This is a genomic window from Salipiger sp. HF18, from assembly GCF_011806505.1.
In the GTDB taxonomy this organism is placed as follows: Bacteria; Pseudomonadota; Alphaproteobacteria; order Rhodobacterales; family Rhodobacteraceae; genus Salipiger; species Salipiger thiooxidans.
Window position 1 is genome coordinate 1 of the sequence record NZ_JAATOS010000021.1, and the last position, 22125, is coordinate 22125.

The window sequence follows — 22125 nt, forward strand, 5'->3', positions numbered from 1 at the left end:
GCTGGCCTTCGAGCCGCTGCGCAGGCTGGGTGCAGTCAGCGGCAGCTGGCAGATCGCCGCCGCCTCGATCGAGCGCCTGAAGGAGCTTCTGGACACCGTTCCGGACCTGCGCGATCCGCCCTCCCCCCGCCCCGCGCCCGAGGCAGTGCCCGAGGTCGTGCTCGACAACGTCACCCTGCGTTACGGCGACCAGCCGGTGCTGCGCGGCGCGAGCTTCGTGGCCGAGGCCCGCAAGACCACGGCGCTGGTGGGTGCCTCGGGCGCCGGCAAGTCCACGGTCTTCAACCTGCTCACCCGCCTCGTCGACCCCGAGGGTGGTCGGGTCGAGATCGGCGGCGTCCCGGTGCAGGACATGCGCCTCTCGGACCTGCGCGGCTTGTTCTCGGTGGTCAGCCAGGAAGCGCTGCTCTTCGACGAATCCCTGCGCGACAACATCCTGCTCGGCCGCAAGGACGTGACCGAGGAACGTCTCGAACAGGTGCTCGAAGCGGCGCATGTGGCCGACTTCCTGCCCCGGCTCGAGGGCGGGCTCGACGCGCAGGTGGGTCCCCGCGGCTCGTCGCTGTCGGGCGGCCAGCGCCAGCGCGTCGCCATCGCCCGCGCCATCCTGCGCGATACGCCGATCCTGCTGCTCGACGAGGCCACTTCGGCCCTCGACGTGCAGTCCGAGGCAGTGGTGCAGGCCGCGCTCGACCGGCTGGCCCAAGGCCGCACGACCCTCGTGATCGCACACCGACTCTCGACCGTGCGCCACGCCGACAAGATCGTGGTCATGGATCAGGGCCGAGTCGTCGAGGAAGGCACGCACGATGCCCTTCTTGAGCGCAACGGCGCCTATGCGCGACTTCATGCCATGCAGTTCGCGGAAAGCTGACCGGCCCCCACTCGCAACTCCCGCCAAGCCGCTTTAAGCTGCGAGGGAACAGACGGGAGAGTGCCATGAGCGACACACGCAAGGTCCTGCGGGTCAGCGGGCCGGAGACCGAACACTTCCTGCAGGGGCTCGTGACCAACGACGTCGCCCTGTTGAAGGACGGGCTGGTCTATGCAGCGCTGCTCACCCCACAGGGCAAGTATCGCGCCGATTTCTTCCTCGTCCCCGATGGCGAGGACATCCTGGTCGACGTGGCCGAGGGGCTCTACGAAGGGCTGGCCAAGGCGCTTACGATGTACAAGCTGCGCGCCAAGGTCACGATCACCGAGACCGACATCACGGTCGCCCGCGGCCCCGGCCCCGCGCCCGAGGGCGCCTACGCCGACCCGCGCGACCCGCGCATGGGATGGCGCGCCTATGATGGCCGCCCCGACGAGAGCGCCGACTGGGACGCGCTGCGCGTCGCCGCCTGCGTGCCCGAGAGCGGCATCGAGCTGACGCCGGACACCTTCATCCTCGAGGCCGGGTTCGAGCGCCTGCACGGCGTCGACTTCCGCAAGGGCTGCTATGTCGGTCAGGAAGTGACGGCGCGGATGAAGCACAAGGTCGAACTGCGCAAGGGGCTGGTGACGGTCGAGGTTAACGGTGCCGCACCGGTCGGCAGCGAGATCACCGCGGGCGAAAAGGCTGCGGGCGTGCTCTACACGCAGGCCGAGGGCCGTGGCATCGCCCATTTGCGCTTCGACCGCGCCGGGGACGAGATGACCGCGGGCGACGCGGTTGTCCGGTTCGCGCCATGAGCGTCGAGGCACTCGCCCGGGTGTTCGGCGCCGACGTCACCGCGACCGCGCCGCTGCACGGCGGCGACCTCTCCGAGGTGCTGCGGATCACCTTCGCCGACGGCCGCTCGATGGCGGTCAAGCGCGGGCCACGCGTGGACACCGAGGCGCGGATGCTGGCGGCCATGGCCACCGCAGGCGCCCCGGTGCCGCGGGTGCTTCACCAGGCGGGCGACCTGCTCTGCCTCGAGTGGCTCGACGAGGGCACCGCCTCGCCCGAGGGGTGGGAGGCGCTGGGGCGCGGGTTGCGCACGCTGCACAACTGCACCGGCACCGCCTATGGCTGGCCCGAAGATTACGGCTTCGGCCCCGTGCCCATCGCCAACGAGACGATGGCGGACTGGCCCGAGTTCTGGGCGCGGCGGCGGCTGCTGCCCTTCCTGCCGCGCCTGCCCATGGCGCTGGCGCGCCGGCTCGAGGCGCTGGCCCGGGCCCTGCCCGAGCGCCTGCCCGCCCGCCCCTCGCCCGCGCTGCTGCACGGCGACCTCTGGACCGGCAACACGCTCTTCGGGGCCGGGGACGGCTGGATGATCGACCCGGCCTGCTACCACGGCCACGCCGAGGTCGACCTTGCCATGCTCGAGCTCTTCGGCGCGCCGCCCAAAGCCTTCTGGCAGGGCTACGGACCCGAGGAACCGGGTCGCGCCGAACGTCGCGCGATCTACCAGCTGTTCCCGGCGCTGGTGCATTTCCGGCTCTTCGGCGCGGGCTACCAGAGCATGGTGGCACGGCTTCTCCTGGCCGCGGGGATCTGATCCCCGCGCGCCCTGCCCGGGACTGCGCGCTCCAACACCGCCTCAGACGAGCTGCTTCTCGAGCAGCTGGACTGCGGGCCTTGCGCCTGCCCGCCGCATCAGCGCGCCCGAGGCGGCGTTGAAGGAATGCACCGTGGTGACCCAGCCTTCGCAGCCCTCGGAACGGATCCCGGTCTCGAAGCGCTCAACCAGCCGCCGGGCAATGCCGCGCCGGCGCCAGGACGGGGCCACCGCGATATGTTCGAGCACCGCGACCCGTCGCCCCCGCTCGACCGCGCTGGCGGGAACATCGCGGAGCTTCCACAGCAGGTAGCCGCGCGGCACCCCCTCGGCGCGGTAGACGAGGATCCGCCCCCCCTGCTCCATCAGCGTGGCGAGGAACGCCTCGAGCGTCTCGGGGTCCGCGTCATCATGGAAGCGGTGCGGCACCCGCTGCACGTGCAGCGCATTGAGCCCGCGCAGCAGCGCGGCCACGTGCGGCAGGTCGGTGTCGAGGAATGTGTCGATCATGAAAAGGGCCTCCTAGGCTTTGCGCCGGAGGCCCTTGCTGTTCTGAAAATGTCGCCCCCGGATCGCACGGGGACAAAGTGGTCGGCGCGCGGGTTATGCGCGTTCCGAATACTCCATGGTTTCAGTGTTCACGATGATGTCCTCGTCCTGCCCGACGAAGGGCGGCACGAGCACCCGCACGCCGTTGTCGAGCACGGCGGGCTTGAAGCTGTTTGCGGCGGTCTGACCTTTGACGACCGGCTCGGTCTCGACGATCTTGCAGGTGACCTTCTGCGGCAGCGTCGCGTTCAGCGCCTCTTCCTCGTGGAATTCGACCACGATGGTCATGCCGTCCTGCAGGAACGGGCGACGCTCGCCGAGGATGTCGGCGGGCAGCTGCACCTGCTCGTAGGTCTCGGTGTCCATGAAGATCAGCTGGCCGCCGTCTTCGTAGAGGAACTGCATGTCCTTCTGCTCGAGCCGCACGCGCTCGACCTTGTCGGCGGACCGGAAACGCTCGTTCAGCTTGGAGCCGTTGCGCAGGTTCTTCATTTCGACCTGTGCGAAGGCACCACCCTTGCCGGGCTTCACGTGGTCGACCTTCACGGCAGCCCAGAGGCCACCGTCATGCTCCAGCACGTTACCGGGGCGAATTTCGTTACCGTTGATCTTGGGCATCAGGGCTAAACTTTGGCAAAAGGTTGATGAACGTTTGCCGGCTCCTATATCTCTGTCGTCCTGCCCGTGCAAGACAACGAAATACGGAATGCCCGGAAAGTGAGCTATGCGCTAACGTCAACGGTGCCTTGCGTTACAGATGTATCCGAATCAAACGGAATGGTCCATAACGCCACTCACGCCGGAAAAGACAAGAGCAATAATCAAAGGTCGAATCATGAAAGATTTCGTGGATAGCACTGCGTTCAATGCAGAACAGGGCAACCGTGCGCGGAAGCTCTTTGCAGCGGTGGTGCTGGCTGCGCTCGACGACGCGATCGCCGATGACAAGAAATACGGCAATGGCCCGGAACAGATCGCCCGTTGGGCGCGCTCGCGCGATGGGCGCGAGGTTCTCAGCTGTGCCGGTATCGACCCGAACGAACGAGTCGTGTCGGGCCTGATGGAATTTGTCGGAAAGGGTGTACGCACCTCGGTCGCGCTGTCGCGCGAAGAGAGCGAGCGTCGTCACGCCGCAGCATCGGCAGATCGCGCCGAAGCCGCCTGACCCCAGAACGCTACGTCAGAATGCATGAAAGGCGCGCCCGTCTCCCCGGGCGCGCCTTTCGTTTTGCGCGGCGTTTTTTGACGCGACGTTATTCGTAGTCCTTGCTCATCGCCATTCGGTGGATCTCGCGGCGCACGAGCTTGCGGACGTTGCGGGTGATCCGCTCACCAAGCGCGCCCTGCAGCTCCTGCCGGATCATGTCCGACACCATGCCGCGCACCATCTCCTCGTCGACGAGCGCCATGGCGCCACCCTCGGGCCGGGTTTGCGGCAGGGCCGTATCGTCGTTGCCGGGACGGGGCGTGCCGCGCCATTCGGGGCCGCGCAGCACCGTGGCCTCGGCCTCGCGCTGCGGCTCCGCGGGCTTGCGGTCGTGATCCTCCCACTCCAACGGCTCCTGCGCGCGGTGCACGAAGGCAGCGTCACCCTCGCCCGGCTCGGCGGGCGCGGGGCGGTTGCGCGCGACGAGCTCCTCGAGCGCGGCGATCTTGCCCGCGAGGCCAAGCTCGGGCGTGTCCGCGGCCTGTGCGGGAGCTTCAGCGACCTCGGCCTCTGGACGACTGCCGGTCTCACTGTCCTCGCCCTCAGGCTCGGCCCCCGTGGCCTCTTCGGGCTCGGCGGCCGGGAAGCCGCGGCCCGAGTGCATCTCGAACTCGTCGATGCCGAAGCCCGCGGCATCGAACTCTGCCGCGAGGGTGCGTGCGACCTCTTCCTCGACGAAGCTGTCGAACAGCCCCTCGGTGTCGTCGCCGTCCTCGACGTAGTCGGGTTCCACCGGCGGCACCGGCACCTGCCGCGCACCCGCCACGACCGGCTCGGAGAGCACGAGCGTCGGGTGGGTCAGCAGGATCGGGCCGCCATCGCGGGCGGGGGGCGGCGTCTCGCCGGACAGCTCCGCGTCCGGCACGCGCAGCGCCGGGGTGAGCACGAGCCGCTCCGGCTTGTCCTGCCGGTTGTCGGGCTCTTTGACCACTTTGGCAGGCTCATCCCGCAGCTTGGGGCGGGCGTCCTCGGAGACGAGTCGCCGGATGGAGGACAGTACGTCCTCGATTTCCACATTCGTCACTGGGTCTGACATTCAAGTTCCACTCTTGCCTCGGGAAAACTGTAGCCCGAGGCGCGATTCCAGACAACAGATCCGAAAAAACCTAGTTTTTACCGAGGGCACGCAGCACACGATCGAGGTCTGCGCCCTGCTGCGACTTCACCGGAGCGGAGCGGACCATGTTGTAGTAGGCCGCCGGATCGTAGACCGGCACCGCGAGCCCGAGCGCCCTGGCGGTCAACTGACCGATCGAGGCAAGGACCGCGTAGGCGGCGATGGTCTCGTCCACCTGGGCCGAGATCTGCGCGGCGCGGGCGTCGAGAAGCTCCTGCTCGGCGTCGAGCACGTCGAGCGTGGTCCGGGCGCCCAGCGTCGCCTCCTCACGGATGCCTTCGAAGGCCACCCGCGCGGCGCGCACCTGCTCCCGCGTCGAGACCAGCGAGGCCTGCGCGATGCGCAGCTGCGCATAGGCGCTGCCCACCGCCTCTTCCACGTCGCGGCCGGTCGAATAGAGCTGCGCGCGCGAGGCATCGCGGTCGGCGATAGCCTGCCGCACGCCCGAGGTCAGCCCGCCGCCCTGGTAGATCGGGCCAGAGAGGCCGAGCGCCACGGCACCGCCACGGTTCGCTCTTTCGGAATCGAAGGTGTCGCTGGCGCCCCAGCTGCCCTGAAGCTCGACCTTCGGCTGCATCTGCGCCTCGGCGATCCTGACCGAGATGTCGTTGGCGGCGACCACGTGCCGAAGCTGGGTCATGTCCGGGTGGGTGGCCAGTGCCTGCGACTTGGCGTCGGGCACCGAGCCCGGCAGGCGCGGCAGGCCGCCCGGCGACTGCAGCGCGCCCGGGTAGTTGCCGACGATGGCGTTGTAGGTCTCACGGCTGACGGCGAGCTGGCCCTCCTCGGCGGCCAGCAGGCTGCGCGCCTCGGCAAGCCGGGCCTCGGCCAATGCGACGTCGGTGCGGGTGACCTCGCCGACCTCGAAACGGTCCTGCGCGGCGCGCAGCTCCTCGCCGATGACGCGGACGTTGTTCTGGCGCAGGGTCACCGTCTCTTCGGCGCGACGCACCTCCATGAAGGCGGAGACGGCGCTCAGCAGCACCTGCTGCTCGACCGAGACCAGCGCCGCGCGGGTGGCGAGCACCGCTTCCTTGGCGGCCTCGAGCCCGAGACGGCGCGCGCCGCCCTGGTAGAGCGTGAGCGAGGCGATGAGGTTCGCGCTGGCGGTGACATCGGCGCTTGGCGCCCAGCTGTAATCGCCGGTCAAGAGGTTGGCGTTGTTGGCCGAGCCGTAGTTGCGGCTGACGTTGCCCGACCAGCTCAGGACCGGGCGCAGTGCGGCGACGGCCTGCGCGACATCTTCGTCGGCGGCCCGCAGAACCGCCCGGTTCTGGTCGAGCAATCCGCTGGTGACATAGGCGTTCGAAAGCGCCTCGGCGAGGGTTTCGGCCGACGCCGGAACCGCGTTGACTGCGGCGAGGCACAAGCCCGCCACCATTCCAAAGACCGTTCTGCGCGCCATGACTGCCCTCTCTGCCCGCGTTTCTTGCGGCGGCTGCGCTTCAGAGTGCGAACGCCGCTTCTTTTTTGTATCCGGGCAACACCGGCGCGGTCGCGTTGAATGCGAACCGCCAGGTGATTGCCCCGTCGATCTTCCATCCGATGCGCACCACGCCCAGAGCCCCTTCCATGAAGAGGCAGGCGATGCGGCCACCGTCCTTGAGTTGTTCAGAGATTCCCGCGGGAAGCGCCTCGACGCCGCCTTCGATCACGATTGCGTCGTAGGGCCCGTGGGTCTTGGCGCCGTCGACCAGCGCGCCCACGTGCAGCACGACGTTGTCGGCGTGTTCCGACAGAAGCTCCTGCGCCTCTTCGGCCATGGCCTCGTCTTCCTCGACCGCGACGACTGCCTCGGCGATGCGGGCGATCACGGCCGACGAATAGCCGTACCCTGCCCCGATATCGAGAACGAGGTCATCGTTGTCGAGATTCAGCGCGTCGAGCATCTTGGCCAGTGTCCGCGGCTCGAGCACGACCCGGTCCGGGGACAGCTCGACGTTGCGGCCGGCATAGGCCGCCTCGCGCTTGTCGTCGGGAACGAATGCTTCGCGCGGGATCCGCAGCATGGCCTCGATGATCGGGAACTTGGTGACATCCGAGGGCCGGACCTGCGTATCCACCATCATGCGGCGGCGCGTGGCGAAATCGGTCATCCGCTAAACTCTTCCGTTCAGTATGGTCTCGAATGTTTGTGCCACACTTGTTCCGCTGCCGCAATGACGGAGAGAAACGGATTCGCGCAAACGGGGAAAGGCGCAACACTGGCGCCTTTCCCCGTTCGGATTGATGGTATGGAAGCGACGGCGCGATCAGGCGCCGTCGAGGTCTTCAGTCAGGCTCTTCAATCGTCGTCCCGCGCGGTCCCGGCCTGGGAGGTCCCGGACCCGGACGTTCCGGCCGCGCCTCCGGCGGCACGCCCCGCGAGGAAGGCCTCGAGCAACGCCGCGATGTTCATTGCGGGCGTGGGCGGCGGGACCGCAACCCTCGGACGGCGCGCGAAGAGCAACAGCAGAATCGCCAGGACGAGATACCCCCCCCCGACGACCAGCATCGCGGTCAGCAAGTCATACGCCTCGGCCAACGCCACCAGCGCCGCGTCGGTGAAGAAGACAGCGGCAACGATCACGCAGACGAGCGCGAGCGCACCGAATACCAGTTGCCGAACGAGTAGGCGCAGCCGCAGTTCGAGCGCGTAGAACATCTGGCCTTATTACCTCCGGGCGTTCAGGTAACCCAGCAGGAAGCCCGCCGCAGCGGCAATACCCACCGCCTGGAACGGGTTGGCACGGATCTGGCCGATGGCCGCGTCCTCGTATTGCGCCGCGCGACGGCCTGCCTCGTGCAGCAACTCCTCGCCCTGAAGGCGCATTTCGCCGGCCTTTTCCTCGACCTTGCGCTTGGCGTCCTTGCTGCGGCGCGTGCCGATCTCGCCCACGAGCTCGGTGAGCCCGGCGAGGTCCTTGCGCAGCGTCGCGATCTGGGCACTGAGGTCGTCGGCGTCGCGGGACCCCTTGTCGCTGCCCGACTGCGACCCGGTTGCGGCGGCTTGTACGGATGCATTTGCCATGGTCCGATCTCCCTTCGGAAAGATGTGGTTGTCGGTAAAACGCGGAGCCGCGGGCAATGGTTCCGGCGTCCCCCGTCATTCTCTGTGTCGGCCGGCCGTTCTGGCGGGCACCCTTGCGAGGTGCACCGGCAGGCCACCGTCCTGACCGCCGAAACAACGGCTTGCCGCGACTGTGCCACGCGCGTCGCCTCTCGCAAAGCGCGAACGCGCGTGACCCTCTGTCGCCCCTGCGCCGCCGCAGTCACCGGCAGGTTCACGCCGTCCCGGGCGCCTCGCAGGCACTGCGGTTTCGCGGCATCCCGCGGGAGCGTATGGTGTGAGAAGGGAAGAGACCAAGTGCAGGAGGAAACCTCATGTCCCGAAATACGTTGATACTCCTTGCGATTGTCGTGGTCGTCGCGATCATCGTCATGGCGACGATGGGCCAGGAGGGGGACGCCACCATGGCCCCCGAGACCAGCACCGAGGAGGTCCCGGCGGCCCCCGCCACCGAGTGATGCCGGCGCTGCCCAGACTGCTTTCATTCGGCTCTCGCGCCGCGAGGGGTCGTTGAAGCCCGGCCGGGTCGATGCCCCCCTCGGCGCAGACGGCGCTCTGCGGACCGCCCGCGAGGATCAGCGCGCCGATGTCGGCGCCCCCGGGCAGCTCAGCCTTGAGCGTGACTGTGATGTCCTGCACCAGCACCCTGCCCCGTCGCCCTTGCACTGCATCTGCACCCGGCGTTGTTGCACAAATCGGGCAAGGGATTCACGACATGAATTCAAAATGATAGCTGTTGAGCATGAGCAGTTGGGCCCCTACGAAGTATAAGACCACGAACTGGTCGGCTTACAATGAAGCGCTACGGCAACGCGGATCGCTGACGATCCACTGACCGGCAGTGCATTGCGCAGCAATGTCACGAGAGGTTGGTTTGATCCTGACATGGAATGGATCCCTCCGCCGACCGGGAGACGCGGTCGCCAACAGAGCTTCAGCGATACCACGATCCAGACTTGCCTGACGATGAAGGTGCTCTTTGGCATGCCGCTGCGGCAGACGACCGGCTTCGTGCAGAGCCTGCTGCGGCTGGTCGGGCTGGACTGGAACGTTCCGGACTTCAGCACGCTCTGTCGCCGCCAAAGAGCGCTGAACGTGAGTATCCCCTACCGCGGCGGCGCGGGTCCGCTGAACCTGCTGATCCCTCTCGGGACATTGCTGCGCAATGCCCTGCCGGGCAGCGGACAGTACAGGCATCAAGGCCGAAGGCGAAGGCGAAGGCGAGAGGAACGCCCGCAAGCACGGGGGCCCAAAGCGCCGCATCTGGCGCAAGATACACATCGGCATCGACGAGGAAACGCTGGAGGTTCGGGCCGTCGATTGCCCGACAGGCGATTTGCATGGCAAATCTGCCGAGAGAGGAGGTCACGGGAAGCAATGTAGGCGATGCGCCCGTCTTGCCTGACTTGCTCGACCAGATCCCGTCTGATGAAGAGATCGGTTCCGTGACGGCAGATGGCGCATACGATACCCTCAAGTGCCACGAGGCAATCGCTGCCCGTTGTGCCGCTGCGATCATCCTGCCCCGCAAGAACGCCAAGCCGTGGAAACCGACGAGCCCCGGAGCCCCCGGAGCCATCGCCCGCAATGAGGCTCTGCGCGCTTCCAAATATTTGGGTCGCGCCATCTGGCGACCCCTCTCGGCAGCATCCTGCGGATGCGCCTGCCGGGCAGTGGATGGTCTGGCTACCACCGCCGGAGCCGGGTCGAGAGCAAGATGAACTGCATCAAGCTGCTCGGCCAATCCCTCATGGCCCGAGACTTCGACCCCCAGGTCGCCGAGTTGCAGGTTCGTATCGCCGTGCTGAACGGCTACACAGCGCTCGGCATACCCGTCACGGAAGCTGCGGGATAGGTTCGTCCAGGGAAAGGGGAACCTCGGTGTTCAGACAATTTGTGCAACAGAGCCTCGTCCAGTGGCCCGCGGTGTCGCGGTGAACGCCGGTGCTTTACGCGTGCTTCGCGATCCGGGATACAGGGCGGGCACCGGTCTCAATGCCGCGGAGGAGCACATATGAAGTCAGCAGACCGAACATCCTGAATACGGTCCCGGACAGTGCCCCGGGGCTGTCGCGCATCGCCACAGGTGACTGCGCCGGGTTCGCGCGTCTGCGCATATGTCACATGCCTTCAGAGATCTTCACATGGAAAACCACTTCGAAAGCCCGTTTCGCGGGGTGACGCTCGATCAGCAGGTCACCAATCCCAACATTACAGTGGGTCGCTTCAGCTACTATTCGGGCTATTATCACGGCCACAGCTTCGACGACTGCGCCCGCTACCTCGTGACCGAGGAAGGGGCCGACCGTCTTGTCATCGGCAGCTTCTGCTCCATCGGCTCGGGGGCGTCCTTCATCATGGCTGGCAACCAGGGCCACAGGGCCGACTGGATCAGCACCTTTCCCTTCTACTGGATGTCCGAGATTGCGGCCTTCGAAGGGGCGCAGAACGGATACCGGCCCGCAGGCGATACAGTGATCGGCAACGATGTCTGGATCGGCTCCGAGGCGATCGTCCTGCCCGGCGTCACCATCGGCGACGGCGCGGTGATCGGCACGCGGGCCGTGGTGACTCGCGATGTCCCGCCCTATGCCATCGTGGGCGGCAACCCCGCGCGCGTCATCCGCATGCGCTTCGGGGACGTGCAGATCGCGCGCCTGCTCGAGATGCGGTGGTGGGACTGGACCGAGCCGCAGCTGAGCCTCGCGATGCCGCTTCTGACAAGCGGGGATATCGAGGCGCTCCACCGGCACTGGTTGTGCCAGGTTCGCGTCGGCTGAAGCGCGTGGGCGCTCGCCGGGTCATGCAGGCGTCATGGCGGCACGGGGCTCGAAGCGCACTTGCGACGAGGTGGCGCGCATGCAGTCGGGCGGGTCGTTGTGCCTGGCGACGGACCAGGGACGCAGTGGACATGTCGCGCTGCGGCGGGAGGGGCTGCCTACTAAGCAAGTCACCATGACACGTTCGGCCCAAACCTGCCGTTCATCGCCGGACCCGACGCTGCGATGTAGCTTCATCAGACCAGTCATTGATCCATTGCGCCGCTTTTTCGGGCGCCCAAGGTCGGCTCTGCGGAACAAAGCTGACCTTGGTCCATGTGCAGAACTCCATGTCGAGCAGTCAGGCGACCGCATTTGCGGCGCGTATGTCCTTTCCAGGAGGTGCGTCGAAAAGACGACCGTATTCGCGGGTGAACTGGGTCACGCTGGCGTAGCCGACCGTGTGGGCTGCCTGTGCGATCTTCGCGCCCTCTGCCAGCATGAGCCGCCTCGCTTCGATCAGGCGAAGCTGTTTCTGGAACTGCAGCGGCGACAGGGTCGTGATGGCGCGGAAGTGCTTGTGGAACGCGGGCTCACTCATTGCGGCGGCCTCCGCGAGTTCCTCGACCCTGATCGGACGGGCGGACTCCCGCCGCAGGATATCGACCGCGCGCGCGATCCGTCCCGCGTGGCTGTCCGGCACCCCGAGTGCCGCGATGGCCGGGCCGTGAACCCCCATGAGAAGCCAGTAGTGCAGCTCGCGCAGCAGGCCATCGGCGAGCACTGACAGGGCCTCGGGCCGATCCAGCAGCCGCGCAAGCCGGAGAGAGGCATCGATGACCTCTGCGTCGATCGGCTCCACCCTCACGGGCGGCGCCTTACCCGACCGCACGGAGACGGCCGGGCGCAACGCACGCAGGATCGCGGGGTCGAGTTCGAGGACGAGCGCATAGTAGGGTGCCGCGATACTGGCGCGGGTAATCCGGCTGACCGTCGGGATATCCGCCGCGATGACCATCGCCTCCCCCGGCGCGTATTCGAAGCTCGCGCCCAGCGTGGTCACACGCTTCCTCCCCTGCAGCAGCATGGCGATCACGGGCTTCTGGACGGCCACCATCAGCTCTCCCGGGTGCAGGGCACGCACCACGGACAGGCCCCGGGCCGGAGTCGGCGCCGACCCGTCGGGCCGGGAATTGGCGTCGGCGAACCGGCGGCAATGGGCGAGCAACTGAGCAAGAGGGGGACTGCTTTGGGCAATGGTCATGCAAGATCTTATGGCCGGGATTGGCCTTTCTGGGAAGAGGTGAATGGAAACAGGCAAGCGATGGCGAGATTCAGGCAACCACGAGCGTCGGCGCTCTTCTATTTCAGAGTGACATCATGACACCCTGAAAGGACAGTCCCATGAGCAAGATCGCTCTCGTCACCGGCGCCAATCGCGGCCTCGGTCGCAACACCGCTCTCGCCATCGCCGAAAGAGGCGGCGACGTCATCGTCACCTATCGCTCGAACGCTGAGCAGGCAGAGGAGGTCGTGACCCTTATCCGCGAGATGGGGCGCCGGGCAGCGGCGCTGCCCCTCGACGTTGCCGACACCGCAAGTTTTCCGGCCTTCGCCGAGAGCTTGCGCACGGAGCTGCGCAACACTTGGGGCCGCGACAGCTTCGATCACCTCGTCAACAATGCCGGGCATGGCGAGTTCGCCCTGATCGAGGAGACCACCGAAGCGCAGTTCGATGGCCTGTTCGCGGTCCATGTGAAGGGCGTCTTTTTCCTCGCCCAAGCGCTTCTGCCGCTCCTGGCCGACGGCGGGCGGATCGTGAACTTCTCCTCCGGCCTGACGCGGGTCTCCTTCCCCGGCTTCGCGGCCTATTCGGCGGCAAAGGCGGCGGTCGAGATGCTCACGGGTTACATTGCGCGGGGATTCGGGGCGCGGGGCATCGCGGGAAACACGGTTGCGCCGGGCGCCATCGAAACTGATTTCGGTGGCGGTCTGGTCCGCGACAATGCCGAGGTGAACGCTCAGTTCGCGGGGATGACAGCGCTCGGCCGCGTCGGGCTGCCGGACGACATCGGTCCGATGATCGCCAGCCTTCTGCGTGACGACAATCGCTGGGTGACCGCACAGCGCATCGAGGTGTCGGGCGGCCAGACGATCTGATCACATAACGTGATATGCGACGCGCCAACTCCCTCGGCGCGTCGCCTTACTGGTCGATATAGAACGCAGGACCGGACTGAAACGGGCTGCGTTCTGTCTAATTCGGCTCACAGCACACTTGCGGCGGCGTGGCGGAGCGTCCCCCGGTTCCAAGGGCTTCCCGTCGCTCCCGCCCTTGGCAGACCTTCGAGCCCAGTGCGGGCCACGATTGCTCCCAACCCCTCCGCGACCATCAGCCACCTGACCTGGGTGCGATCATAAGCCGGGTTCGCTCGCTACGCAGACGTAACCCGCGCCAACGCAGATGCAGGGCCATCCAGCACGTCGCTGGCCTTCCGCCATGCCGCATCTTCAAGGCCGAGCGTGTCGCGCAGCCAAGCGAGCGTCATGCGCTTGGTGGCTTCGAGGACGTCGGGCATCTCGGCCTCGGTTTCTTTCGCGTCGAGCGAGGCAATGCCGCCCAGCCCGTGGCCGACGCCATGCATCGTCAACAGCGCCTCGGCCCCGGGGCCATCGTGGAAGGAATCGGCGAACCAGTCGGGCCCGCGGGTGGTGAAATGCGGTTGATCGGCATCGCCGCAGACCACGAGGGTACGCGTTGTCAGGGTCGAGAAATCAACCTCGAAGAAGGGGAGACGCTCTGCACTATCCGGGGTCAGCTCGCTGCCGCCACGGCCGGGCGCGGTCAACAGGATGCCCGCAGAGATGCGCGGATCGCGGAAGTCCTCTCCTTTCAGGCTGGTGCCCAGCAGCAGGCTGGTCGTGTGGCCGCCAAGCGAATGGCCCACGGCCGCGACCCGAGCCGGATCCAGGCGCCCTGAGATTGCCGGTGCCTGCTGCATGATCTCGTCCAGGCGGTCGAGGATGGTCTTCATCTCGGCCACCCGCTCGCGCCAGAAGAAAGGTGCCCCCTCGGCGTCCGAGGGCAATCCGGCAACATGGGAACTGGCATGGGTCGGTTGGATCACGGCAAAGCCGCGCTCGGCCCAGAACTGCGCCAGATGGGCGTATCCATCCTTTGATGCAATGTAGTTCGACGGTCCGTGCCCATGCGACAGCAGGACGATCGGGATGCCCGTGCCCTGCACCGGCGCCGTGATGCGCAGCTCAAGCGGTTGGCGCCCCTCCATCGCCAGGGTGAGGGGGGTATAGGCCACGGTCGGCGCCGAATCGGGCACGGGAATATGGCGGGAAAGGTCGATCAGTTTGTTCATGGGACACAAGGCTCCTGGTCATGAAGGGAAGGCGCCGCGCCCCGGTCCGGGATCACGGCGTCGGGACTCCGGAAAATCACATGATCAGAAGATGGACGGCCTGCCTCGGACTTTCTATAATAGATCATCCTGAAATGATTAGCGTATGTCCGAAGCCATGAGCGATCCTCTCGCAGATGTCGTCAGCCTGCTGCAACCCGTCCCGTCGATCTCCAAGCGGGTGACGGGGGGCGGAGGCTGGAGGGTGGAACGCACGGAAATGGGCACCCCCTTCTATTGCGCCATCGTTTCGGGCGGTTGCCTGCTGACACCATCGGGACGTGATCCGATCCGGCTGGAGGCCGGTGATTTCGTGCTGGTGCCCGAGATCTTCGATTTCGTGATGACGGGCCTTGTGCCGCCGGGGCCGCAGGCAACGCCCCTGTGGCAGGAGATCAGCCCCGGCGTCATACGGCAGGGAGATCCCGAAGCGCCCACGGACGTGATCATGCTGGTCGGCCACTGTACCTTTGCCTCGCGCGATCGGTCGCTGCTCGTGTCGCTGTTGCCCGATATCGTGCATGTCCGGGGCCAGGATCGACTGATGCAGCTGGTGCAGATGATCGATGACGAGACGCGCGGCGCCCGGGTGGCCCGCGACATGGTTCTGGGGCGCCTGCTGGAGCTGCTGCTGATCGAGGCGCTTCGCGCGACCGCCGACACCATCGTATCCCCCGGAATGCTGCGTGGGCTTGCCGATCCCCAGCTTTCGGTCGCATTGCGTGAGATCCATGCGGATCCCGGACGACCGCATTCGGTCGCCGCCCTGGCAAAATCCGCCGCGATGTCGCGATCGACCTTCTGCGAGAGGTTTCACCGCGAAATCGGCGCGGCCCCCATGGAGTATGTCACCAACTGGCGCATGGCAGTGGCGGGGGAGATGCTGATGAAGAGGACAGCCCCGATCGCCGAGATCGCACGCGAAGTCGGCTACGGGTCAGCGAGTGCATTCAGCGTGGCATTCGCGCGTCATACAGGGAGGCCACCGGGAGCCTTCGCCGACGCCCAAGGGTGAGCTGCCAATCCGCACCGCAGGGCGACCCACTTCGACCGCCATTCACGGGCGGCAGATCCGAGCCGTCCAAGCTGACGGACAAGGCGTCTCGAGCTTTCTCAAGCTACCCGTCTTCTACGCATCGCTGCCTTTCGTCTATGTGCAGCGAACCGCTTGCTATGCGGGAGCCATCCACACAGGACGTTCGCGCCTCTCGGAGCATGTCTGCCGCTTGGATGACCGCGATGCGGTCGTCCCTGTCACGCGCTGCAGCAGCTCGATCTTCGCCGAGGTTCCGGGAGGGCTCGTTGGAAGGGCGGTAAAGCCGAGTTTCGTTGCAGTGGGCGCCCCGTCGCCCGGCCATGAGGGGGCGGCGGAAGCTCACTCATCTGCGGTGATCCAGTCTAGGAAAGCCTGCGCGGGGCCCGACGGGCGTCGAGGTCCGGTCACGTAGTAGGATGTGCCTAGATCAAGCTCTCCGTCTGGCCACATGCGCAGCGCGCCCTCGCGGACCGCACCGCTTGCAATGGAGCGCCAGCCCAGCATGACACCGCGCCCGTCCAGCACCGCCTGCGCGGCCTGAACGTAATTGTTGAACGTCTGCCCCGACAGCCGGCTGCGTTCGATCCGCCGGGCGCGCAGGTATTCCTCCCAGCCGGCCCAATGCTGGTTGTGCGGGCTGCGCACGTGAATGAGTGGTGCCGCATCGAGCCCGACCCCCTTCCCGAGAAGGCTTTCGAGCAGCTGGGGGGCCGCCACCGGGCAGACGCGTTCGTCGAACAGTTTCACTGTCGTGCCCTCGCTCCAGCCGCCGGTGCCGTAGCGGATGGCCACGTCGATGCCGGGAGACAGGTGCGGCAGGTCGGTTGCCGGAGCTTGTACGTTCACGGTCACATCCGGGTGCGCGGCGTAGAAATCAGGCAGACGAGGCATCAGCCAATAGGTGGCCATGCCCAATGTGCAGGACACTGTCAGCTGGGCGCCGTCCTGACCGCTGAGTGCCCGGATGTCCTCGAGCGCCGCCGCGATCTGTCCCAGCCCGTCACGTACCGCACGTGCGAGAAGCTCGCCCGCTTCCGTCAGCTGCGCGGGACGCGTGCCGCGATCAAACAGAGAGGTGCCGATATGATCCTCGAGCGCCTTGACGGTCTGGCTCACCGCGGACGCGCTCACGTTGAGCCGGGCGGCGGCAAGCCGCGCCGAACCGTGCCGGGCGACAGCCTCGAAGGTGGTCAGCAGGCGCAACGGGGGCAGGCGGTTCATAAAGTTAATCCAGGACTTAAGTTAGCTTCACGCTAATCCGGCTTTTGGCGGAAAGAAAGACGTGGAATGTTTCTTCGCAGAAATCTCCCAACTCACTCCAATAAACTGGAAACGCGCATGAATGTCATGACCTCCACCGTGGCTGATCCGGTCCTTGAGGACAACGGGCTGAAGCTCCTTCTCTCCGACGGAAAATCTCATTACTTTAACTATTACTGGCTGCGCGACAACTGCCCCAGCTCGTTCAGCAGCACCACACGCGAGCGCAGCTTCGACATCTTTCATCTCGATGCCGCCCCCAAGGCGAAGACCGCCGAAGTCACTGGCGATGTTCTGGAAATCACCTGGGACAGCGAAGACCACGTGACCCGTTTCCCGCTGGCATGGCTCGAGGCCTACAAGACCCCGCAGCGCCGCGCCGATCCCGCCGACCTCGCCCGCGAGGCGTGGTACGGCGACCATTACCCGAACGTGCCGCGCTTCAGCCAGCCCGCGCTCAAGGCCGATCCGGAGCTGCGCGCCAAGTGGATCGAGGCGATGCTGGTCAAGGGCTTCGTGATCCTCACCGACATGCCGGACAGCGATGAGGGTCTCACCGAGACCGCCGAGATGATCGGACGGGTCCGCCCGACCTTCTTCGGCGATTACTTCGACGTGAAGACCCACATCAACCCGACCAACACCGCCTACACCGCCTCAGCGCTGGAGCTGCACACCGACACCCCCGCCGAAGAACATGCCCCCGGCGTGCAGTTCCTGCATTGCCGCGCCAACACGGTCGAGGGCGGCTACAGCCTCTATGCCGACGGCGTTGCGGTGGCGAACGATTTCCGTGCGCGTGATCCCGAGGGGTTCAAGCTGCTCGCGGAAACCAAGGTGCCCTTCTTCTGCGAGCACGACACCTATGACATGCGCTCGCGTCAGACGATCATCGAACTGGATCAGCACGGAGAGGTGTCCGGTCTGACCATCAGCCAGCACATGCTCGACATCTCGGACCTGGATCAAGAGCTGCTTGACCGCTGGTATCCGGCGTTCTGCCGCTTCGGGAAGATGCTGCAGGAAGAGAAGTACATGATGACCTTCCTGATGAAGGCGGGCGAATGCATGGTCTTCGACAACCACCGCATCGTGCATGGCCGCGCGGCCTATACCGCCGAAAGCGGCGACCGCTACCTGCGCGGCACTTACACCGACCGGGCCGAGATGCGCTCCACCTACCGCGCACTGGTGAGCGAGGGGCGTTTCAAATGAAGGACCTGACCCAGATGACCGGGAGCGCCGGGGAGACTGCCGCCCTGCGCCAGGATCTCTCGGCCGCCTTCCGCATCTGCCACCAGATGGGCTGGAGCGAGTCGGTTGGCAACCATTTCAGCGCTGCCGTCAGTGAGCACGAGTTTCTGCTGAATCCCTGCTGGCAGCATTTCGCGTCGATCCACCCCCAGGATCTGCTGCGCATTGACGCCCGCGACGGGCGGGTGATCGAGGGGGAGGGCACGCCCGACGCGTCCGCCTGGTGCGTGCATGGCACGCTGCACCGCAAGAAACCCGAGGCAAGGGTGATCCTGCACGCGCATTCGCCTTACGCCACGGCGCTGGCCTGCCTGAAGGACCCGACCATCGTGCCGATCGACAACAACACCGCGCGGTTCTACGGGCGCACCGCTTATGATCTCGACTTCGGCGGCATCGCCGACGCCGAGGAGGAAGGCGAGCGGCTGGCGGACTCGCTGGGCGACAAAAGCGTGCTGGTGATGGGCAACCACGGCGTCACAGTGACGGGCGAGACCGTCGCGGCGGCCTTCGAGGATCTCTACTTCTTCGAGAAGGCGGCGCAGACGCTGATCCTGGCCCGGTCAACGGGGGCACCGCTGGCGGTGCTCTCGGATGCGGTGGCGCAGAACACCGCCGATGGCTGGCGGGCCTATGCCGGAATGGCAGAACGGCACTTCGACTTTCTCAAGTCGCAGCTCCCTGTGCTCTGAGCGCTCGCATGCAGGCCCCCGCCGGTGTATCCAGCGGGGGCATCCACGCGCGAGGCCTGCCATCAAACGCTACCCTTCCATTCAGGCGCTGCGTGCCATCGAGAGCGTCGCCCGCAACGGCGCCCTCTGGCGCGCCGCAGCCGAGCTGAACGTCACGCGCAGTGCGATCAGTCACCAGTTGCGGCTGCTCGAGGCCGATCTCGGCTTCAAGATCGTCGAACGCAGCGGCAACAAGTCCGAGATCACGCCCCGCGCCCTCGCATATGCCGAGGACGTGCGCCGTGCGCTCAGCATGATCGCCACCTCCACCGCGCGGGTGGCGCAGGAGGGGCTGACCGGCTCGCTGACGATCAGCGCCACACCCGGCTTTGCCGATGGCTGGCTGTGCCTGCATCTGGGCGATTTCATCGCCGAGCATCCCGACGTGGTGGTAACCGTCCTGAGCTCCCACAAGATGGCAGAGACCACCAATCCCGAGATCGACACCTTCATCACCTTCGGGCACGAGCCGCGCGCCAACCTCAGGACGGAGCCATTGTTCGCGGTTGAGTTCACGCCCCTGTGCAGCCCTGCCTATCTCAGCCGGTTCGAGAGCTTCAACGACTTGCGCATCTTGCAGCAGGCGACACTTTTGCACATCACCGATTTCACCGACTGGGAGGATTGGATGGCCCTCTCGGGGCTGCCGTCCGAGGATGCCCGGCGCGGCATCTGCTACTCGGACATGAACATCGTCCATACGGCGGTTCTGGCGGGGGAGGGGATCGCCATCGGCGACACGGTTCTTTGGGGAAAAGACCTGCGCGAAGGGCGTCTGATGCGGCCGTTTTCGGCTTCTTTGCACGCGGACACCGGTTATTTCATTTGCACGCCCAAGGAAAATACCGAAAATCCCATTGTTGAAGAGTTCCATAAGTGGCTGAAATCAAAGATTGAATTTAGCAGGCTCAGCTCATCCAGAAGGTCGTGACAAAAGACGTTTGTCACGCTTCTGAATAAGTTTCATTTGCAGTTCACCTCTGCTCTCCGCACCCTTGGGGCACAACGGACAGGAATGAAGAGCGAGGCGATTGTGTCAGACACAACGCAGATCGAAGCACGTTCGGTCGGAAAGAAATACGGGAAGTTCCACGCTTTGCGGGATGTTTCCCTCGGGGTCTCGGAGGGCGAGTTTCTCTCCCTGCTCGGCCCATCGGGTTCGGGCAAGACCACCTTCCTCATGATGCTTGGCGGATACGAGCCGGTGACGTCGGGCCAGCTGCGTCTCGACGGGCAGGATATGACCACCTGGTCGGCCAACCAGCGCGGCTTCGGCATGGTGTTCCAGGGCTATGCCCTGTTCCCGCATCTCACCGTGGCCGAGAACATCGCCTTCCCGCTGAAGGTGCAGAAACGCAGCAAGGCACAGATTGTCGACCGTGTCGCGCATATGGTCGAGATGGTCGGCCTCGACGGTCACGCCGACAAGAAGCCCAAGGCGCTTTCGGGCGGGCAGCAGCAGCGGGTCGCACTGGCTCGGGCGCTGGCCTACGAGCCCAAGGTGCTGCTGCTCGATGAGCCGTTCTCGGCGCTCGACAAGAACCTGCGCGGGCAGATGCAGGAAGAGCTGCGCCGCCTGCACCGCGAGCTGGGCACAACCTTCGTCTTCGTCACCCATGACCAGGAAGAGGCGTTGGCCCTGTCGTCCCGCGTGGCGATCTTCAATCAGGGCGCGCTGCAACAGATCGGCACACCGGCCGAGGTCTACGAACGCCCCGCCAACCGCTTCACCGCGGAATTCCTCGGCGACATCAACATCCTGTCGCTTGCGGGTCTGTCCGACGCGCCGATCGAGCTGCCCACCAATGCGGCGGCCTTCGACACGCTGGCGATCCGCCCCGAGCACATGCGCCTTGCCACCGACTCTGACGCCAACCAACTGCCTGCCACGGTGCGCGACCGGGTCTATCTCGGATCGAAATCCCGGCTGCTGCTGGAGACCCGGGCGGGTGAAGAGCTGATGCTCTATTTCGACAACGGTCCCGGAGTGCCGCCGCCCGCTGCGGGCACCGAGCTGCGCGTGGCCTGGAACACCCCTGACAGCTTCGCCATCTGAGGTCGGTCACACGACAATTCCCCGACCCGCGGCGCAGGTCGCGTCGGGACGACAAGACCCATTCAAAAAAACCAACAGGTGAGACTCATGAACACTCATTTTCAGAACGACCTCGCGGAGATCCTGAAAGAACGCGCCGCCAAGGGGCAAATCTCGCGCCGCCAGATGCTGCAGGGCTTTGCGGCTCTGATGGGCACAACCGCGCTTGGCGCGGGCGCGGCGAAGGCGCAGGAGGGCCGGCTGGTCTTCGTCAACTGGGGCGGCGATGCGCTCGATGCGATGGACGAAGCGTTCGGTACGCCGTTCACCGAAGAGACCGGTATCGAGGTGCTCTATGACGGCTCCGGCCCGACCGAGGGCGCGATCACCGCGCAGGTGCAGGGCGGCAACCCGACCTGGGACCTTGTGGACGCGGACCCGTTCTCGTCGCAGGCGCTGGGGCGCAAGGGGCTCATGGAGCCCATCGACTATGACATCGTTGACGAGGCAAAGCAGCGTGAGGGCTTCGGCTGGGAATACAGCTCGTCCTGCTATTTCTACAGCTACGTCATCGCCTACGATGCGACGCGCTTCGACGAGCCGCCCACCTCCATCGCCGATTTCTTCGACACCGAGAAGTTCCCCGGCAAGCGGTCCATGTACAAGTGGGGCGCGGGCATGTGGGAAGCGGCTCTGCTGGCCGATGGCGTGGCGCCGGAGGATCTCTACCCGCTCGACCTCGAGCGTGCCCATGCCAAGATCGAAGGCTTCAAGGAACACATCGGCGCCTTCTGGGGCGGCGGTGCCGAAAGCCAGTCGCTGCTGCTGAACGGCGACGTGTCGATGGCGCTGATCTGGAACACCCGCGCAAGCCTGCTTCACAAGGATACCGAGGGCGAGATCACCTTCACCTGGCAGGACGGCATCATCGGCCCGGGCGGCATCGGGGTGCTCAAGGACAACCCCGGCGGCACCGAGGCCGCGATGCGCTACATCGCCGCCACGCAGGAGCCAGAGCGCCAGGTCGTGCTGTTCCAGATGCTGGGCAATGCGCCGTCGAACCCCGCCGCCGACGAGCTGATCCCCGAAGGCGAGCGCCGCTTCAACGCGATGGACCCTGAGAACCTGCCGAAACAGGTCGCCCTGGATACCGACTGGTACGAAGAGAACTACGGCGCCGCGCTCGACGCCTATCTTCAGATCATCTCGGCCTGATCGACACCTCCGCCTGATTTTCAACGACCGCC

At 65.9% G+C, this 22125-nt stretch carries 23 protein-coding genes and 1 pseudogene; 14 read left to right on the forward strand and 10 right to left on the reverse strand.

Annotation, left to right across the window (positions count from 1 at the left end; translation table 11 throughout):
* The 3 genes from HC022_RS04370 to HC022_RS04380 form a co-directional block, all read left to right on the forward strand.
* Positions 1-874, forward strand: an 874-nt coding sequence (locus HC022_RS04370; RefSeq protein ID WP_167451491.1) for an ABC transporter ATP-binding protein, incomplete at its 5' end; no start/stop codon positions are given.
* A 65-nt stretch (positions 875-939) separates the two neighbouring features.
* Complete coding sequence (locus tag HC022_RS04375) at positions 940-1674, forward strand: folate-binding protein YgfZ (RefSeq protein ID WP_167451492.1); 735 nt, start codon at positions 940-942, stop codon at positions 1672-1674.
* Complete coding sequence (locus tag HC022_RS04380) at positions 1671-2468, forward strand: fructosamine kinase family protein (protein ID WP_167451493.1); 798 nt, start codon at positions 1671-1673, stop codon at positions 2466-2468. The genes HC022_RS04375 and HC022_RS04380 overlap by 4 nt, the downstream gene beginning before the upstream one ends.
* Before the next feature lie 42 nt (positions 2469-2510).
* Here HC022_RS04380 and HC022_RS04385 read toward each other — a convergent pair whose 3' ends face one another.
* Both HC022_RS04385 and efp read right to left on the reverse strand, forming a co-directional pair.
* Positions 2511-2978: a GNAT family N-acetyltransferase gene (locus HC022_RS04385; RefSeq protein WP_167451494.1), complete on the reverse strand. Its 468-nt coding sequence runs from the start codon at positions 2976-2978 to the stop codon at positions 2511-2513.
* Positions 2979-3071: 93 nt separating this feature from the next.
* Positions 3072-3635 carry an elongation factor P gene (gene efp, locus HC022_RS04390; RefSeq protein ID WP_008884739.1) on the reverse strand — a complete coding sequence of 188 codons (564 nt, stop codon included), beginning with the start codon at positions 3633-3635 and terminating at the stop codon, positions 3072-3074.
* 217 nt (positions 3636-3852) lie between these two features.
* Here efp and HC022_RS04395 point away from each other — a divergent pair, with 217 nt between their 5' ends.
* Complete coding sequence (locus HC022_RS04395) at positions 3853-4182, forward strand: DUF6280 family protein (RefSeq protein ID WP_040383876.1); 330 nt, start codon at positions 3853-3855, stop codon at positions 4180-4182.
* An 88-nt stretch (positions 4183-4270) separates the two neighbouring features.
* Here the strand turns inward: HC022_RS04395 and HC022_RS04400 are convergent, their stop codons facing one another.
* The 5 genes from HC022_RS04400 to HC022_RS04420 all read right to left on the reverse strand — a co-directional run bounded on the left by HC022_RS04400 (position 4271) and on the right by HC022_RS04420 (position 8351).
* Entirely contained in the window at positions 4271-5248 is a 978-nt protein-coding gene (locus HC022_RS04400) for a hypothetical protein (protein ID WP_167451495.1), read from the reverse strand.
* 82 nt (positions 5249-5330) lie between these two features.
* On the reverse strand, positions 5331-6746 hold the full coding sequence (locus HC022_RS04405) for a TolC family outer membrane protein (RefSeq protein WP_167451496.1): 1416 nt from the start codon (positions 6744-6746) through the stop codon (positions 5331-5333).
* Between the two features lie 40 nt (positions 6747-6786).
* Positions 6787-7437, reverse strand: a complete 651-nt coding sequence (locus tag HC022_RS04410; protein ID WP_008886352.1) for a protein-L-isoaspartate O-methyltransferase — start codon at positions 7435-7437, stop codon at positions 6787-6789.
* Positions 7438-7625: 188 nt separating this feature from the next.
* Positions 7626-7985, reverse strand: coding sequence for a phage holin family protein (locus HC022_RS04415; protein ID WP_167451497.1), 360 nt, complete (start codon positions 7983-7985; stop codon positions 7626-7628).
* Between the two features lie 9 nt (positions 7986-7994).
* Positions 7995-8351 (reverse strand): YqjD family protein, encoded by a 357-nt coding sequence (locus tag HC022_RS04420; RefSeq protein ID WP_008884389.1) that lies wholly within the window; start codon positions 8349-8351, stop codon positions 7995-7997.
* Positions 8352-8704: 353 nt separating this feature from the next.
* On the opposite strand from HC022_RS04420, the gene HC022_RS04425 reads away from it, so the two are divergent.
* The 3 genes and pseudogenes from HC022_RS04425 to catB all read left to right on the forward strand — a co-directional run bounded on the left by HC022_RS04425 (position 8705) and on the right by catB (position 11170).
* Complete coding sequence (locus HC022_RS04425) at positions 8705-8848, forward strand: hypothetical protein (RefSeq protein WP_167451498.1); 144 nt, start codon at positions 8705-8707, stop codon at positions 8846-8848.
* Positions 8849-9132: 284 nt separating this feature from the next.
* Positions 9133-10245 (forward strand): annotated as a pseudogene (locus tag HC022_RS04430) (IS5 family transposase).
* Positions 10246-10534: 289 nt separating this feature from the next.
* Positions 10535-11170 (forward strand): type B chloramphenicol O-acetyltransferase, encoded by a 636-nt coding sequence (gene catB, locus HC022_RS04435; RefSeq protein WP_167451499.1) that lies wholly within the window; start codon positions 10535-10537, stop codon positions 11168-11170.
* A gap of 340 nt (positions 11171-11510) precedes the next feature.
* Here the strand turns inward: catB and HC022_RS04440 are convergent, their stop codons facing one another.
* Positions 11511-12413, reverse strand: coding sequence for an AraC family transcriptional regulator (locus tag HC022_RS04440; RefSeq protein WP_167451500.1), 903 nt, complete (start codon positions 12411-12413; stop codon positions 11511-11513).
* Between the two features lie 140 nt (positions 12414-12553).
* On the opposite strand from HC022_RS04440, the gene HC022_RS04445 reads away from it, so the two are divergent.
* Positions 12554-13309 (forward strand): SDR family NAD(P)-dependent oxidoreductase, encoded by a 756-nt coding sequence (locus HC022_RS04445; protein ID WP_167451501.1) that lies wholly within the window; start codon positions 12554-12556, stop codon positions 13307-13309.
* Positions 13310-13584: 275 nt separating this feature from the next.
* Here the strand turns inward: HC022_RS04445 and HC022_RS04450 are convergent, their stop codons facing one another.
* Positions 13585-14523, reverse strand: coding sequence for a dienelactone hydrolase (locus HC022_RS04450; protein ID WP_167451502.1), 939 nt, complete (start codon positions 14521-14523; stop codon positions 13585-13587).
* Positions 14524-14668: 145 nt separating this feature from the next.
* Here HC022_RS04450 and HC022_RS04455 point away from each other — a divergent pair, with 145 nt between their 5' ends.
* Entirely contained in the window at positions 14669-15577 is a 909-nt protein-coding gene (locus tag HC022_RS04455; protein WP_217703886.1) for an AraC family transcriptional regulator, read from the forward strand.
* Between the two features lie 360 nt (positions 15578-15937).
* Here HC022_RS04455 and HC022_RS04460 read toward each other — a convergent pair whose 3' ends face one another.
* Positions 15938-16819, reverse strand: coding sequence for a LysR substrate-binding domain-containing protein (locus HC022_RS04460; protein ID WP_167451503.1), 882 nt, complete (start codon positions 16817-16819; stop codon positions 15938-15940).
* A 117-nt stretch (positions 16820-16936) separates the two neighbouring features.
* Between HC022_RS04460 and HC022_RS04465 the strand changes: the two genes are divergently transcribed.
* The 5 genes from HC022_RS04465 to HC022_RS04485 all read left to right on the forward strand — a co-directional run bounded on the left by HC022_RS04465 (position 16937) and on the right by HC022_RS04485 (position 22093).
* Positions 16937-18073 (forward strand): TauD/TfdA family dioxygenase, encoded by a 1137-nt coding sequence (locus HC022_RS04465; RefSeq protein WP_167451504.1) that lies wholly within the window; start codon positions 16937-16939, stop codon positions 18071-18073.
* On the forward strand, positions 18070-18804 hold the full coding sequence (locus HC022_RS04470) for a class II aldolase/adducin family protein (RefSeq protein WP_167451505.1): 735 nt from the start codon (positions 18070-18072) through the stop codon (positions 18802-18804). The genes HC022_RS04465 and HC022_RS04470 overlap by 4 nt, the downstream gene beginning before the upstream one ends.
* Complete coding sequence (locus tag HC022_RS04475) at positions 18746-19774, forward strand: LysR substrate-binding domain-containing protein (protein ID WP_254884934.1); 1029 nt, start codon at positions 18746-18748, stop codon at positions 19772-19774. The genes HC022_RS04470 and HC022_RS04475 overlap by 59 nt, the downstream gene beginning before the upstream one ends.
* Before the next feature lie 102 nt (positions 19775-19876).
* Positions 19877-20899, forward strand: coding sequence for an ABC transporter ATP-binding protein (locus HC022_RS04480; protein WP_368484612.1), 1023 nt, complete (start codon positions 19877-19879; stop codon positions 20897-20899).
* 87 nt (positions 20900-20986) lie between these two features.
* Positions 20987-22093: an ABC transporter substrate-binding protein gene (locus HC022_RS04485; protein WP_167451507.1), complete on the forward strand. Its 1107-nt coding sequence runs from the start codon at positions 20987-20989 to the stop codon at positions 22091-22093.
* The last annotated feature ends 32 nt before the right edge of the window (positions 22094-22125 follow it).

Excerpts from the sequence above, each read along its gene's own strand:
- HC022_RS04375 (WP_167451492.1), top strand. The coding sequence starts at position 940 with ATGAGCGACACACGCAAGGTCCTGCGGGTCAGCGGGCCGGAGACCGAA.
- HC022_RS04380 (WP_167451493.1), top strand. The coding sequence starts at position 1,671 with ATGAGCGTCGAGGCACTCGCCCGGGTGTTCGGCGCCGACGTCACCGCG.
- HC022_RS04385 (WP_167451494.1), bottom strand. The coding sequence starts at position 2,978 with ATGATCGACACATTCCTCGACACCGACCTGCCGCACGTGGCCGCGCTG.
- efp (WP_008884739.1), bottom strand. The coding sequence starts at position 3,635 with ATGCCCAAGATCAACGGTAACGAAATTCGCCCCGGTAACGTGCTGGAG.
- HC022_RS04395 (WP_040383876.1), top strand. The coding sequence starts at position 3,853 with ATGAAAGATTTCGTGGATAGCACTGCGTTCAATGCAGAACAGGGCAAC.
- HC022_RS04405 (WP_167451496.1), bottom strand. The coding sequence starts at position 6,746 with ATGGCGCGCAGAACGGTCTTTGGAATGGTGGCGGGCTTGTGCCTCGCC.
- HC022_RS04410 (WP_008886352.1), bottom strand. The coding sequence starts at position 7,437 with ATGACCGATTTCGCCACGCGCCGCCGCATGATGGTGGATACGCAGGTC.
- HC022_RS04415 (WP_167451497.1), bottom strand. The coding sequence starts at position 7,985 with ATGTTCTACGCGCTCGAACTGCGGCTGCGCCTACTCGTTCGGCAACTG.
- HC022_RS04420 (WP_008884389.1), bottom strand. The coding sequence starts at position 8,351 with ATGGCAAATGCATCCGTACAAGCCGCCGCAACCGGGTCGCAGTCGGGC.
- HC022_RS04425 (WP_167451498.1), top strand. The coding sequence starts at position 8,705 with ATGTCCCGAAATACGTTGATACTCCTTGCGATTGTCGTGGTCGTCGCG.
- catB (WP_167451499.1), top strand. The coding sequence starts at position 10,535 with ATGGAAAACCACTTCGAAAGCCCGTTTCGCGGGGTGACGCTCGATCAG.
- HC022_RS04440 (WP_167451500.1), bottom strand. The coding sequence starts at position 12,413 with ATGACCATTGCCCAAAGCAGTCCCCCTCTTGCTCAGTTGCTCGCCCAT.
- HC022_RS04445 (WP_167451501.1), top strand. The coding sequence starts at position 12,554 with ATGAGCAAGATCGCTCTCGTCACCGGCGCCAATCGCGGCCTCGGTCGC.
- HC022_RS04450 (WP_167451502.1), bottom strand. The coding sequence starts at position 14,523 with ATGAACAAACTGATCGACCTTTCCCGCCATATTCCCGTGCCCGATTCG.
- HC022_RS04455 (WP_217703886.1), top strand. The coding sequence starts at position 14,669 with ATGTCCGAAGCCATGAGCGATCCTCTCGCAGATGTCGTCAGCCTGCTG.
- HC022_RS04460 (WP_167451503.1), bottom strand. The coding sequence starts at position 16,819 with ATGAACCGCCTGCCCCCGTTGCGCCTGCTGACCACCTTCGAGGCTGTC.
- HC022_RS04465 (WP_167451504.1), top strand. The coding sequence starts at position 16,937 with ATGAATGTCATGACCTCCACCGTGGCTGATCCGGTCCTTGAGGACAAC.
- HC022_RS04470 (WP_167451505.1), top strand. The coding sequence starts at position 18,070 with ATGAAGGACCTGACCCAGATGACCGGGAGCGCCGGGGAGACTGCCGCC.
- HC022_RS04475 (WP_254884934.1), top strand. The coding sequence starts at position 18,746 with ATGCCGGAATGGCAGAACGGCACTTCGACTTTCTCAAGTCGCAGCTCC.
- HC022_RS04485 (WP_167451507.1), top strand. The coding sequence starts at position 20,987 with ATGAACACTCATTTTCAGAACGACCTCGCGGAGATCCTGAAAGAACGC.